Below are 14687 nucleotides of genomic sequence, written 5' to 3'. Positions count from 1 at the left end.
TTACAGTATACAGTAAGGTCAGGTGCAGGTGTATGACATTAAATAGCTTAAACAAAAAATATGACATCCAAGACTTGCTCAAAATCATGGCACAATTACGCAGTCCTGATGAAGGCTGCCCTTGGGATATTGAGCAAACATTTGAAACCATAGCCCCCTACACGATTGAAGAGGCCTATGAAGTGGATGATGCAATTCGCAAAAAAGATATGCCAGCCCTAAACGATGAATTGGGTGATCTATTGTTACAGGTTGTCTTTCATAGCCAAATCGCAGCAGAAAAGAATCTTTTTAACTTTGACAATGTGGTCTCTGCCATCTGTGACAAAATGATCAGAAGACACCCCCATGTCTTTGCAGATGCTCATTACCGCAGCGCAGAAGAACAAACCAGCGCTTGGGAAGCACAAAAAGCCGTTGAACGCAGCACCAAGGCTGATCACGTACCATCTGCCCTGGATGGGGTACCTACAAACCTTCCTGCCCTCCTAAGGGCATTCAAGCTACAAAAGCGAGCGGCCAGAGTTGGGTTCGATTGGCCTGAAACCATTCAAGTGCTTGATAAAATTCAGGAAGAGTCTATCGAACTTGTTGAGGAGTACCAAAAAGGTACTAACCGCGCCGCCTTAAAAGAAGAATTTGGAGATCTGCTTTTTGTCATGGCGAATTTAGGTCGACACATGAAGCTTGACCCAGAAGAATGCCTTCGCAGTGCAAATATAAAGTTTGAAAGGCGCTTCAAAGAAGTCGAATCCAAACTCCAAGAAAAAGGCATAAAACCAGAAAATTCAAACTTAGCTGAAATGGACGCCTTATGGAATATCGTTAAAGCTGAAGAAAAACAAGATGTTATAGCCGAAAATTAATCTTATATATTATGTTTTGAGTATTTACTCCAAACAACTGGGTCAACTGAAAAGCGATAGTAAATACCATCTTCCATATGCTTTTCTTCAAGTATTTTAGTATTGGCGTGTAGCCACGCTTGCTTACTACCGTCACTATAAGAAACAGTGATTTCACCGCGATAATCTTGCTCACCCAATAAAGTATCAATTGTTTTGATAAGGGTATCGCAGCCCTCACCTGTAAGGCCAGATAAAACAACGGAGCGCTCTGTTCTACTTGCAATACCCCTTAAGGTATCAGCTCGTTCTTCAGGCACCATGTCAATTTTATTGTAAACATCAAGTATTGGCGCACCATCATCTTCCTGATTGATATCAATACCTAACTCTGCCAATACCTCCAGTACATCCTGCTTTTGCACTTCACTATCTTTATGGGCTGCATCTCTAACATGTAATATAATATCAGCTTCAAGCACTTCCTCGAGAGTTGCTCTAAAGGCAGCAACAAGCATCGTCGGTAGTTCCGATATAAAGCCAACCGTGTCTGACAAAATAACTTTTCTGGTACTTGGTAGTTCAATAGCACGCAGTGTAGGGTCCAGTGTAGCAAAAAGCATGTCTTCCGCTAATACATCAGCCTTTGTTAACTGATTGAAAAGCGTAGATTTTCCAGCGTTTGTATAGCCCACCAGCGCTATCACTGAATAGGGTGTCTTTTGGCGCCGCGCACGGTGCAATGTACGCGTTCTTGTAACGCTCTCAAGTTGCTTACGAATACGACTAATGCGATCAGAAATTATTCTTCGGTCAGATTCGATCTGGGTTTCACCAGGTCCGCCCATAAAGCCAGAACCGCCTCGTTGTCTCTCAAGGTGGGTCCAAGAACGTACCAACCGGCTTTTCTGGTAGGTTAAATGGGCAAGCTCCACCTGTAGCTCACCCTCTTTCGTGCTAGCCCGAGCACCAAAAATCTCTAAAATGAGCGCCGTTCGGTCAATAACCTTTACCTTTAAAGTACGCTCAAGATTTCGTTGTTGTCCGGGACTTAGCTCACAGTCAAAAACGACAAGGTCAATTTCCTGATCTTCCGTAAACTGCTTTAATTCTAGAAGTTTTCCTTCACCAAGAAACGTTTTAGGCTTGATAGCTCTAAGGGGAATACATTCACCACCAACAATCTCGACATCGATTGCTTCAGCAAGCCCCATAGCTTCCTCTAGGCGCGCCTCAGGGCTACGCACAAGCCTGACACTGCTATACGAATCAGATAGATAAGGGTGAACAACAAAAACCCGCTGGCGGATATTATCCTGCAGGTATCCATGACCATCAGCAGACCAGCCATCACCCGGCTGGACCGCCGGACCTGAGTGGTCAGTGCGATCTTCCAATTCTATTCCTCGAGGCCTTCTTTTTCAGGCTCAAATAATTGCACAGGGCCCGCAGGCATCACTGTTGAAATTGCATGCTTGTAAACAAGCTGTGACTGCCCATCACGGCGCAGTAGCACACAAAAATTATCAAACCAGGTAATAACACCCTGTAATTTTACACCATTAACAAGAAAAACTGTTACTGGTGTTTTTGTTTTGCGAACGGCATTTAAAAAGACGTCCTGTAGGTTTTGATTTTTATCTGACATCGACTGTTCGTACTTTTCTATTTTTTCTATTTACTATTATTATATAGGCCAATTTTCGGCCCTTTTCATGCACCAAGCCATAGTGAAACCAGTTTACCCGTCTCGTGGCACATGTATGCACTATATGTCAGAGGTTCAGGCCTTTGGTCAACATGCTTTTATCTTTATCCACGCCAAAGTGCACGTGAAAATAGCGCTAAGAAGATAGATGCTTCAATACGGCCTATAAGCATAAGGACACAAAGCGTAATGTAATCACTGTTTTGCAAGCCAGCATAACCAGGGAAATATGGGTCTGTTAGAGAAACTAAAGGCCCAGAAAGTGTCATGGCAGAAAAGGCCATTGAGAGGGCATCCTGAAAATGAACGCCAAAAATAGCTAACACTAACGCGCCTATCGCCATAACAAGTATGAAACTTCCAAGTAACAACCAAACGGCCTCTACGTCATTTTTTCGTATATTAACGCCCTGAAAATGTAATCCTGCAACAGCATGTGGGTGCGCGAGCCTTTCAAGCTCTGCCTTGCCGGTTTTGTAAATAACGAGTGAACGAAGCTGCTTTAAACCGCCTGTCGTGCTTATTGTTGCACCACCTATACTCGCCATAATCATTAGAATTATGGCAAGGGTAAGCGGCGTGGATGTTTTATCAAGCATACCTTCCGGGCTTATTCCTGATGTTGCTGCTGCTGAAATAATCGAAAATATGCTATTCCATATAAATTGTGCGTTAAACCCACCATCAATAAACACCACAAGAATAATAGCCGTGACTATCCCGATCAGGAAAAGTCTGTATTCATAGTCATACCCAGCTTGGAACGATCGCTTTTTAAAGCGCATATAATGCAAGTCCCAGTTAGCAATGCTAATCATGAAAAAGACCGCAATAATAAGCTGAGGCCCCATATGGTTGAGCGCGTCTCCATAAGTTGATGTAAGGCCCGTTGTGCTTATGGTTGCCATTGCCATTTGTATGCAGTCCATAAAACTGCCTGCTCCGGCAAACCACAAAAGCACGGCACACGCTGCCGTTATCATCATGTATACGGGGTATAAAGCCTTTGTTGTTGCCTTAAGCCGAGCATACCCTACTTCACTATCTCCAAATGGCATTGGCGATACATGTAACTGTAACCCCCCAATATTCATGGCTGACATTATGGAAAGAGCCAAGCAAATAGCAAGATAACCACCAGCCCATGCCGCCATGGCCCGCCACAAGACAATCGCGTCATGATCCTCAAGCATAGTACCATAAGCACTTGTGCCTGATGTGGTGATTAACGACATGCCTTCAAACAGTGCGGGTAAAGCACCCTCGTCTGGAAAAAGAAAGAAAAACGGTAATCCACTAGCCACAGCCATGGCCGTAATGCCAAACACAGGTAAAAGAACAGTCAACTTACGTACACGCGCTTTCTCTGTCCCTCTAAACCCAAGGAACAGCGAGCCTCCTATCAGCCCAATTGCTAGAACAGAGGAAAAGAGGCTCTGGAAAGACGCTTTCTCACCAATAAGTACCGCATAAAAAAGCGGTGCTAGTTGCAGGCAGCCTATTGTTAGAAGCCAGCACCCCATAAGGTAATAGAGCCGTGGTTTCCACATCAAAGATTCCTAGAAAATATCTGCGCGAGCAGAAAATAGCTGTTCTACTTTTTTAACGGCATCTCTTGTTGAGAGCATCACAACTCTGTCGCCGCTCGTTAGAACTGTTTCAGAGTCAGGGACAAGGGTTTCGTCATCCCGCACAATCATGCCAAATTTCACCTCACCGTGCAGGCGAAGCTCACCCAAGGCCTTACCAACAGCTCCTGATCCTTCCAGCACTTCGGCTTCAATAATTTCAGCCTGCCCGTCAAACAGACTGTAAAGATCGCGAATACGCCCGCGCCTGATATGCCGTACAATAGATGAAACAGTCGTTTCTCGCGGGTCCAAGGATACATCAATGCCAATGGAACCAACCAGCTCACCGTAGATAGGGTTATTCATCAAAGTAATAGCTTTCACACAGCCAAGCTGCTTAGCGAGAAGTGAGGAAAGAATATTAACTTCATCATCATCCGCCACAGACACTATTGTATCTGTTTCGGATATGTTTGCTTCTGTCAAAATTTCACGGTCAAGCGCATCACCGTTGATAACAACTGTGTGCTGCAATCTTTCTGCCAGCCAATTGGCGCGCTCTACATTCTGCTCAATAATCTTGATATTTGTTGCGCTTTTGCTTTTTTCAAGCAACTTGGCGAGCGAATAACCAATATTTCCGCCTCCAACAATAACAATACGGTGCGCGGCGTCTTCTTCATGCCCAAACACAGCCATTGCACGTTCTGTCGTACTGGCTTCTACCGCAATGTATATTGTGTCACCAACCTGAAGCTGGTCGTCACTGCGCGGCACAAAAAGTTTATTGTTTCGGTAAACAGCCATGACAATTGTTTGCAGTTTGGGGAATAGCTCTGTTAATTGCCGCAGCGGGGTATCAACAACCGGGCAATCTTCATCCAGTGTTAGGCCAATCATCCTAACCTTCCCATCAATAAACGGGATCATATTAAAAGCGCCTGGCACTTCTAATCTACGCAGTAAGGCCTGTGCAACTTCAAGCTCAGGCGAGATAATCACATCGATCGGCATGTTATCACGTGAAAAAAGATCACGCCAACCCGGCTTCAAGTAGGCCTGATTTCTAATTCGAGCAACCTTTGTTGGTACACTAAAAAGCGAATGGGCCACTTGGCAGGCAACCATATTCACTTCATCGGACTGTGTAACAGCAATCAAAAGGTCTGCATCAGCCGCCGCCGCTTTATTCAGCATGTCAGGGTCGGAGGCATAGCCAACGATAGCTTTAACATCCAAAGAATCGCTGATTTTTCTAATCAGTTCCCTTGACGTATCAATGACAGTCACATCATTATTCTGGCCAGCCAAGTGTTTAGCTATATTAAAGCCAACCTGACCCGCACCACAGACAATTACTTTCATAAATTTACCGCATTATTATATCAGAATTACTTACTCTATAGAATCTGACAGTTTTCCACTGGAAATACCGAGCGACTTAAGCTTTCGGTGTAACGCAGAACGTTCCATGCCAATAAAAGCAGCAGTCCGTGAAATATTTCCACTAAACCTGTTAATCTGAATTTTCAGATATTCCCTTTCGAACGCCTCCCTTGCCTCTCTTAAGGGTGTGCTCATAATGGCGTTATCACCGTCTGAGTGCAACAACTCGTTTGAGTCCATGCGAATTTCAGCTGGCAAAAGGCTGGCCGATATCTCGCCGTCAATATCATCTGACCCCATAATGACCACGCGTTCCATTATGTTTTTCAACTGCCGAACATTGCCGGGCCAATCATATGCTTGCAGAGCAGCAACAGCATCATCTGCCAGCTTTAATGTATGCCGGCCTGCTGCACTTGATAAACTATCCAGAAAGTTCTGCGCTAACACGGGTATGTCTTCCCGCCGATCAGAAAGCGCCGCCATCTTCAGGGGTACAACATTCAAACGGTGATACAAGTCCTCCCTAAAGCGCCCTTCTGAAATTTCTAAAAGAAGGTTTTTGCTCGTGGCTGATATAACGCGTACATCAACCTTAACACCGGTATTACCACCAACACGTTCAAAAGCTTGGTCAGTTAAAACCCGCAAAATCTTTGCCTGTGTAGGCAAAGGCATATCCCCGACTTCGTCAATAAACAACGTGCCGCCGTGGGCGCGCTCAAAAAGGCCGGTTTTTACAACACCGCCATTTTGCTCAACACCAAACAGTTCCTGTTCCATTCTGTGTGGCTCCATAGCCGCTGCATTTACCACAACAAACGAACTGGTGTTTCTGTGTGAACGAGCATGGATTTGACGGGCAGCAACCTCTTTACCTGATCCGGAAGGGCCACTAATTAAGATGCGGCTATTCGTTCCAGCGACCTTTTCGATGCTTTGCCTCAGCGTATTTATAGCAGCAGACTTGCCTGTAATATCAATCGTGATTGCCGCCCGACGCCTCAAGTCTTCGTTTTCGCGGCGCAAGCGCTCAGCCTCTGTTGCACGCTGAACCGTCAATAAAAGGTGCTCAGCCTCAAAAGGTTTCTCTAGAAAATCGTACGCGCCCTTTTTAATAGCAGCCACAGCTGTCTCAATATTGCCATGACCTGAAATCACAACAACAGGCAGATCTTTATGTCTTGATTTAACAAGTTCAAGAATTTCAAGCCCGTCAAGCTTGCTACCTTGTAGCCAAATATCCAAAATCATTAAGGATGGCAGCCTCGCCTCAATTTCAGCAAGCCCGCTATCACTGTCATGGGCACAGCGTGTTGCATAACCTTCATCTTCAAGGATTCCTGAAACTAGTTCCCTAATATCGGCTTCATCATCAACAATGAGTATATCCAGAGCCATATTTGGCACTCTCCCACTTTATTGGACAGCAGTTGCTGCCTCATCTGCATTTTTTGTAGTTGCGCGTATTGCCCGTTTTTGAAGGGCGCTGTGTGAAAACATGAGAACGGCGCGTGCACCGATTGGGCTTCTATCCACAATCCGCACTGTGCCACCGTGTTCTTCCATAATTCGTCGAACGATAGCAAGTCCAAGACCCGTACCTTTAGAGCGTGTTGTTACATAAGGCTCCATCAATCTATCTTTTTGGTCTTGAGGGAGGCCAAGCCCGTTATCCTCAACATTTATGACCGTCCGGTCCGCATCCTGCTTAGCTGTCAAGCGCACAAAACCTGGTTCAATAGTATCTGCACCAGATTGCTCGTCACGTTCAATCCGTGCAGTTACAGACTCAACCGCATTCTTTAAAATATTTGTTAGGGCCTGCCCTACAAGACGACCATCACATAAAATCGTACCGACAGATGTTTCAAAGGTAGCTGTAAACTGAACCTTAGGTGTAGCAACGTCCTGAAGAAAAACAGACTGTTTTATAACATCTTTAATATCTGTATCTTTAAAAAGTGGCGCTGGCATGCGTGCAAAGGATGAAAATTCATCCACCATTCTACGTAAATCACCAACCTGACGAATAATAGTATCTGTGCATTGGCTAAAAATGCCTGAATCGCTCTCGATCTGTTTTAGATATTTTCGCTTTAGTCGCTCTGCAGATAATTGAATTGGTGTCAGGGGGTTTTTAATTTCATGAGCTATTCGTCTTGCAACATCAGCCCATGCTGCCGTTCGTTGATCAGCCAATTGTTCTGTAAGGTCATCAAAGGTTACAACATAACCTTTGATAGCATTATCATCTTCACGTTCCACAAATGCACGCACCATAAGAATGCGAATTTCGCCTTTAACCTCAAGTTGAATTTGCCCTTTAGCTTCACCGATGCCTGATTCTTCCGACTGTCTTAATATCTCTGAGAAAGCAGGAACAACCTCTTCAAGTCGGTTTGTGACCAGATCGTCATACTCAATCCCCAGCAAGTTTATAGCTGACCGGTTTGGTAGAAAGATTGTGCCGTCTTGTTGAAGACCAATCACACCAGCGGATACACCCTCCAGAACTTCCTCAAGAAAACGCCTTCGTTGATCCAGTTCCGCATTAGCGGCAATCAAATCACGCTGGTGCCGGGCTAACTGGTCTGTCATTCGGTTAAACGCACGGCTAAGAGTGCCCACCTCATCGCTTGTAGGCACACTTGGCACGCGCACATCCAAATCACCTTGGCCAACGCGCTCAGCAGCATCCACAAGGTTTGATAGCGGTGTTACGAGCCTGCTGGAAAACCATAGTCCTAACCAGATAGCCGCTAGAAGAATGAGCAATGCAATAATAATAAATACAACATTGAACTGTAGCTGAATATCACTGCGCTGACCTTCAAGGTTTTCGTAATCTGCAACCGCGGACTGTGTTGCACTTAAGTATCCCAACACGTTGGGGCTCAAATCTCGTGAAATATAAAGATATGTAGGCTGAAAGTATGCCGACAATCGAATAATGCCAATTACCGAATTGTTCTGCGCATCAGACATCACAACACTTTGACCTGACCTTACGCGGTCAATAATAGCATTATCAAGCTGTGGCGTTCTGAGTTCCAGCCTATCGCTTGCTCTTGCCAGTACCTCACCTGCCCCGTCTTTATCTTCAATCACCATAATTTCGTTAAGCAAACGGGTTGTTAAGGCTGTATCTGCAACACGCTGCAATGCAAGTTGGTCGCGCTGTTGAAAGCTATTTAGTCGGCTATAAGCCTGTGCAATGGCCAGCATATCCTTTTCAATATTTGCTCTATGCTCAAGCATGTATGTTTCAGCGACTTCAAGCGAATTATTGAGAGTGAATCTGATTTTTTCGCTAAACCATGACTGAATACCAAATTCCAGAAAGAGAGCTGAAAATACAGTCATGATAATGGGAGGAACAATCGCGATCGCAATGAAAAAACCAGTTACTTTCGTGTGTAACCGTGAGCCAGCAGCCATACCTTTTCGGGAGAGCCATATCCTTACAAACCAGCGCCCAATAGCCACACCAAGGGCTAATAGAAGCGCCAAGTTTATCCCAAGAAATGCACGCATCGTACGCCCAGATGTAACATCAAACGGCGCTGATTTCTGCGACATGGCAATATAAGTAGCAATAGCCGAGACAACGGCTAAAATAGCAAGTACCAGCTCAATACGCCCAGCAAGCTTTAAACGCCTAGCCCATAGAATAAAGCGAACCCATTTGCGGTTTGGTAGCTTAGGTACCCCGCTCATCATACTGCGCTTAGATGGTTTCTGTGCCTTTGTCATTGCGCATATGATGCACATTTACAACAATTGTTCCAGATATATCACACATGAATCTGGAGAAAATGTTGCTAATTTGCTTTTATAGGCACCGATATCTCTAATTCGCGTATTTTTTTTCTCAGCGTATTGCGGTTTAAGCCCAGCATTTCTGATGCTTTCACTTGATTACCGTTCGTAACCGTCAGCACTTTTTGAATAAGGGGGCGTTCTATTTCACGCAAAATACGCTGATGAAGACCGGGCGGCGGCAGTCCATCTTCGTGATAATCAAAATATTGGTCAAGATGCTGCCGTACAGTTTGCGATAGATTACCACCTGTAACATTGGCCATAATACTCATAGGCCCACCAGCAAGCTCTGAGGTAGACCTGTCAAACTCCTCCTTAACAGCATCGCCAGATATCTGATTGCCCGGGTGAAGCGCGCAAATACGATTCAAAAGGTTCTCAAGTTCGCGCACGTTACCGGGCCAGTCAAAAGAGCAAAGAACCTTTTTGGCACTTTCAGTCAGTATCTTATAAGGCAAGCCAGCTTCCGCAGCTTTTTCAAGGAAATGCTCAGCAAGCGCTGGCACGTCCTCTGTCCGGTCACGCAGCGGCGGAATATTCAAGGGAACAACATTTAACCGAAAGAATAGATCTTCCCTAAAATCACCACTTTTAACCATGTTTCGTAAATTTTTATTGGTAGCCGCAATAATCCGCACATTTGATTTAATATTAACTTGCCCACCAACTGTCCGGTACTCGCCTTCCTGCAAAACCCGTAATAACCGTGTTTGTGCCTCAAGGGGCATATCGCCAATTTCATCCAGAAATAAAGTCCCCCCCTTAGCTTGACCAAAGCGACCAAGCGTGCGGGTTTCGGCGCCGGTAAAAGCCCCTCTTTCATGGCCAAACAGCTCACTTTCAATAAGGTCTTTGGGGATAGCCGCCATGTTAACCGGTACAAAAGGGTTATCTTTACGGTTACTGTGCGTATGAACTGCCCGAGCAACAAGCTCTTTACCAGTACCACTTTCTCCGATGATAAGAACGGTAAGGTCAGTTTGCACAACACGTGCCATAGCTCTGTATATATCCTGCATCGCTGAAGACCGGCCAATCAGGATATTTTGGTCTGGCTCTTTGCGCACAACAGCAGGGGCAGCTACTTTCTTAAGTGCTTTCTTAACAACAGATACTAACTCATCGATATCAAAAGGTTTTGGTAGATAATCAAATGCTCCAAGATTAGCGGCAGACATAGCTGTAGACAGTGTATTTTGGGCGCTCATAATAATAACAGGTAAGTCTGGTCGTTTCTCAAGCATACGCGGTAAAGCCTCAAGCCCGTTACCTCCCGGCATCAGCACATCAGATACAACCACGTCGCCTTGGCCTCCTGCGACCAGTCGTTCAAGCTCAGGCAAATCTTCCGCTTCAATGATTAGCCAACCTTCTTGCCGAAGGGCTTCCCCTACAACAACCCTAATAGCAAGGTCATCATCAGCCACAATGATGCTTGGTTTTTTACTGCTCATGTTTAAAGTCCTCATAGAGCGCTAATTGGACCTTAAATACGGCCCCCCCTTGCGGATGGTTATCGCACACAACCGTGCCCCCCATTTCGCTAACAAATCTGGCAACAAGTGCCAGCCCCAAACCCGTTCCACCGTCTTTTCCACTCACAAAGGGATCAAACAAGTGCCCTTTTAAATGTTCCGGAATCCCGGGGCCATTATCCCTTACAGTAACTTCAATAGGCAACCGACGCTTTCTACCCTGCGCACCACGCAACCAAATACCATGGCGATACGCTGTTGTGACGGTAATCTGGGCACCCGGCCCTGATGCCTCGATTGCATTTTTGATAAGGTTTAAAAAAACCTGAATAAGCCGGTCGTAATGGCCGTAAACACCCGGTAAGGAAGGGTCAAACCGCGGCATAAATGAAGCTTGCGCACCAAATCCTGCAACTGCCACATTCAGTACATGATCTAATACTTCGTGAATATTAACAGACTCATGCAATTTTTCCGTTGGGTTTGTAAAAGTCTCAAGTTCATCCACCAGAGCCTTGATACGGTCCACTTCCTTACAAATTAATTCTGTTAACCTGGCGTGTTTATCATCAATAGCGCGCCCCATAAGCTGCGCTGCACCGCGAATACCCGATAAAGGATTTTTAATCTCATGCGCTAGCATTGAAGCAAGGCCACTTACAGACCGAGCCGCCGCTTCCATCTCATTACGCTTCTCCAGAAATGCAGAAATACGACGCGGCTGCACAGTGAGCAAAATATCCTCCCCTTCACCAAAAGGGTGCGCATGTAAGTCTACCAGTTCAATATCACCGATTGGAGGCAAACACGACACATCATAGCTATTAAGGGGGCTAAAATCACGGCGAGAGCGCTGAACAAGGTCTTTTACAGCATAGCCAATACCACGCAGGTTATCGATATCTAGCCCAATCATAGACTCGCGGCTTTGTTCAAAAACCGCTTCACTATGCGCAAAAACATTTATAACTTTATCATCTGGTCCGATTAGAACAATTGCCTGATAGAGGCTATGCAGCACTTCAATTGCCAATTCAGGTGTGTCGGCTTTTTTTATAGTAGACTTTTTGGGGAAAATAGCCACTGGCGCTAAGCTGCCATTTGGTCACAAAGTGGCAGATAAAACTCTTTCAAAGCCTCTTTAACCTCAGCAGGATTTTCTAAACGGTTAACATAATTTCTAAACTCGGCAGAACCATGCAGGCCTTTTGTATACCAGCCCATATGCTTCCGTGCCATTTTTATACCCGTCTCAACACCGTGATGGTGCAACATCTCGTCGTAGTGGCCCAAAACAACGCCCAATTGGTCAGCTAGTTCTGGTTCAGGTAAGTGATTGCCAGAACGCAAATATTCAATAACCTGTGCTAGAAACCAAGGTTTGCCATATGTACCGCGACCAATCATAACACCGTCAGCACCAGAATCAGCGAGTGCCTGCTCCACATCATCTAAAGTGTTAATATCACCGTTTACAATAACCGGCACCTTTACAGCGTCCTTAACCCAGCCAACTTTTTTCCAGTCTGCATGGCCCCTGTACATTTGGCAGCGCGTACGGCCGTGTACAACAATCATTTTCACGCCAGCCTGCTCAGCAATTTTAGCAAGCTCAGGCGCGTTAATGCTGTCATCATCCCACCCCAGCCGCATTTTAAGCGTAACAGGCAGCGCAACAGCATTAACTGTCGCATGGATAAGTTCGCCTGCCGTATCAAGATCCCGCATTAGACTAGAGCCCGCATGGCCATTCACCACCTTTTTAACCGGACAGCCCATATTGATATCAATGATGGCCGCCCCCCTATCTTCATTCAGTTTGGCCGCCTCAGCCATTTTAGCGCCTTCGCACCCAGCCAGTTGCACGGACATCGGAAACTCTTCTGCGCAATTTGTCGACATTTTTCGACATTTACGCGACGCTCGTATCATAGCTTCTGATGCTATCATTTCTGATACAACAAGCCCTGCCCCATAACTTTTTACAAGACGCCGAAACGGCATATCTGTTACACCACACATGGGCGCGAGCAATACTGGGTCTTTGATTTCTACTGGACCAATGCTAAGAGCCATACTGAATATCCAACAAACATTAAACTGCTTAATAATTAGGCACTGCTTATGCCAGATAAGAAACAAAAAAGCCAGACCCTGTTTTCACATGAGAAACGAACAAATATGGCCTATATTATTGTTGCTGCAGGCAAAGGACAGCGTGCTGGCACAGTTGTGCCAAAACAATACTGCCTAATTGCAGGAAAAATGCTTTTAACCCATACAGTCAAAGCCTTACGCCAAGCGAACCCAGATGCTTTATTCGTAGTTGTGATTAATGAAGATGATCACGACCTTGCAACAAAGGCACTCGCAGGAGCTAAGAACATTATAACTGTTACTGGCGGTGCAACCAGACAAGAAAGTGTCTATGCGGGTTTAACTGCCCTAAAAGCTGAGGCCCCCGAATTTGTATTTGTTCACGATGCAGCTAGGCCCTTTGTTTCAAGCGTACTTATCGTAAATATCGAAAGCGATCTTCAAAAGGGCGCTGATGCGGTTATCCCTGCTCTGGCTATAACAGACACACTAAAACGAGCCACTAACGGTATGATCACAGACACAATTGACCGAGCAGGTCTTTATGCTGTGCAAACACCCCAAGCATTTAACTATAGCAAGCTACTTTCAGCCCATGAAACAGCACCACATAATGATTTTACAGACGATGCTGCCGTTTTTGAGTATGCTGGTGGCACAATTCATATCTGTGCAGGCGATGAAGGAAATTTCAAAGTGACCCATCCGGCAGACTTTGCCAAAGCTGAAGCACAGATGATGCTAGCCTGTAGTGATATTCGTGTTGGGCACGGTTTTGATGTTCATGCGTTTGAAACCGGGGATCACGTTACCCTCTGCGGTGTTGATGTTCCTTTCACTAAAAAGCTAAAAGGACACTCTGATGCAGATGTTGGGTTACACGCTTTAACAGATGCCATTCTTTCTGCCATTGCAGCAGGTGATATTGGCACACACTTCCCACCCTCAGATGAAAAATGGCGCGGGGTTGAAAGCCATGTGTTTTTAGCTCATGCCGCACAGCTGGTTGCAAAAAAGCAAGGTATTGTAAGCCATATAACGGTTTTATTAATCTGTGAGCAGCCTAAAATTGGCCCTCATGTTCAAGCGATGCGACAAGCAATAGCTGGCATTTTAAGCATATCTATAGACCGTGTAAGCGTGCAGGCTACCACAACAGAAAAACTGGGCTTTACAGGCCGCAAAGAAGGTATTGCTGCAGAAGCAACCGCCACAATTCGCCTGCCTTTTGGGGTGCCCTATGAGTAAAAGGCCTATTTCTGACTGGAACGAACGATACCGGCATATAAGCTTTTGGTGGGCAACCGTTTTTGGTGCAGGGTTATTAAAGCCCGCGCCTGGAACATGGGGCTCGCTAGTTGCGGTGATAGCAGGATACTATCTTATCAACACTGGTATTTCATTTACCCTGTTATCCAGCTTGATTGTTGCCATTACAGTTCTTTCAGCTTTTGCCATTGACCATATTGAAAAGGTGTCTGGCATCCATGATGCCCCAGAAATTGTGATCGATGAGGTCGCAGGTCAGTGGATAGCCTTGCTACCGTTTTATTTTTTCACCCCTATGCTGTATGATTATATGGTGGCTTTCTTACTGTTCCGACTATTTGATATTTGGAAACCTTGGCCTATTGGGCTGATCGACCGCAAGGTCACTGGTGGTTGTGGGGTGATGGTCGATGATCTTGTCGCAGGCCTGTTTGCAGCAGTCGTTATCTTAGCTGGGCACGTTTTATTATTCTAATTTACCTTGCATAAGATGATAGCTGCCCCATACACT

General features: G+C 45.4%; 12 protein-coding genes. 3 read left to right on the top strand and 9 right to left on the bottom strand.

Annotated features, from left to right (window positions below; all coding sequences use genetic code 11):
* Positions 1 to 32 precede the first annotated feature (32 nt).
* Complete coding sequence (gene mazG / locus ICL80_RS10720) at positions 33 to 866, top strand: nucleoside triphosphate pyrophosphohydrolase (protein WP_194212114.1); 834 nt, start codon at positions 33 to 35, stop codon at positions 864 to 866.
* 2 nt (positions 867 to 868) lie between these two features.
* Here the strand turns inward: mazG and hflX are convergent, their stop codons facing one another.
* From hflX to dusB, 9 genes are all read right to left on the bottom strand, one after another.
* A complete protein-coding gene (gene hflX, locus ICL80_RS10715; protein WP_194212113.1) occupies positions 869 to 2242 on the bottom strand; it encodes a GTPase HflX in 1374 nt (457 codons plus the stop codon).
* Between the two features lie 2 nt (positions 2243 to 2244).
* On the bottom strand, positions 2245 to 2493 hold the full coding sequence (gene hfq, locus ICL80_RS10710; RefSeq protein WP_194212112.1) for an RNA chaperone Hfq: 249 nt from the start codon (positions 2491 to 2493) through the stop codon (positions 2245 to 2247).
* 164 nt (positions 2494 to 2657) lie between these two features.
* Positions 2658 to 4103 carry a TrkH family potassium uptake protein gene (locus tag ICL80_RS10705; protein ID WP_194212108.1) on the bottom strand — a complete coding sequence of 482 codons (1446 nt, stop codon included), beginning with the start codon at positions 4101 to 4103 and terminating at the stop codon, positions 2658 to 2660.
* A 9-nt stretch (positions 4104 to 4112) separates the two neighbouring features.
* On the bottom strand, positions 4113 to 5489 hold the full coding sequence (gene trkA, locus ICL80_RS10700) for a Trk system potassium transporter TrkA (protein ID WP_194212106.1): 1377 nt from the start codon (positions 5487 to 5489) through the stop codon (positions 4113 to 4115).
* Positions 5490 to 5519: 30 nt separating this feature from the next.
* On the bottom strand, positions 5520 to 6911 hold the full coding sequence (gene ntrX / locus ICL80_RS10695) for a nitrogen assimilation response regulator NtrX (RefSeq protein ID WP_194212104.1): 1392 nt from the start codon (positions 6909 to 6911) through the stop codon (positions 5520 to 5522).
* An 18-nt stretch (positions 6912 to 6929) separates the two neighbouring features.
* Positions 6930 to 9266, bottom strand: coding sequence for a sensor histidine kinase NtrY-like (locus ICL80_RS10690; RefSeq protein WP_194212102.1), 2337 nt, complete (start codon positions 9264 to 9266; stop codon positions 6930 to 6932).
* 68 nt (positions 9267 to 9334) lie between these two features.
* A complete protein-coding gene (gene ntrC / locus ICL80_RS10685) occupies positions 9335 to 10789 on the bottom strand; it encodes a nitrogen regulation protein NR(I) (protein WP_194212099.1) in 1455 nt (484 codons plus the stop codon).
* The gene (locus ICL80_RS10680) at positions 10779 to 11894 is read right to left on the bottom strand and encodes a two-component system sensor histidine kinase NtrB (protein ID WP_194212097.1); all 1116 of its coding nucleotides are present in this window, start codon (positions 11892 to 11894) and stop codon (positions 10779 to 10781) included. Before ICL80_RS10680 ends, ntrC begins: the two co-directional genes overlap by 11 nt.
* Positions 11895 to 11899: 5 nt before the next feature.
* Positions 11900 to 12886, bottom strand: coding sequence for a tRNA dihydrouridine synthase DusB (gene dusB, locus ICL80_RS10675; protein WP_194212095.1), 987 nt, complete (start codon positions 12884 to 12886; stop codon positions 11900 to 11902).
* A 48-nt stretch (positions 12887 to 12934) separates the two neighbouring features.
* Between dusB and ICL80_RS10670 the strand changes: the two genes are divergently transcribed.
* Entirely contained in the window at positions 12935 to 14155 is a 1221-nt protein-coding gene (locus ICL80_RS10670) for a bifunctional 2-C-methyl-D-erythritol 4-phosphate cytidylyltransferase/2-C-methyl-D-erythritol 2,4-cyclodiphosphate synthase (RefSeq protein ID WP_194212093.1), read from the top strand.
* Complete coding sequence (locus ICL80_RS10665; RefSeq protein ID WP_194212091.1) at positions 14148 to 14651, top strand: phosphatidylglycerophosphatase A family protein; 504 nt, start codon at positions 14148 to 14150, stop codon at positions 14649 to 14651. Before ICL80_RS10670 ends, ICL80_RS10665 begins: the two co-directional genes overlap by 8 nt.
* The last annotated feature ends 36 nt before the right edge of the window (positions 14652 to 14687 follow it).

Origin of the sequence: Kordiimonas pumila, from assembly GCF_015240255.1 — a bacterium.
Taxonomy (GTDB): Bacteria; Pseudomonadota; Alphaproteobacteria; order Sphingomonadales; family Kordiimonadaceae; genus Kordiimonas; species Kordiimonas pumila.
The sequence above is the reverse complement of the archived record's forward strand: the minus strand, read 5'-3'. Positions and strand labels throughout refer to the sequence as shown.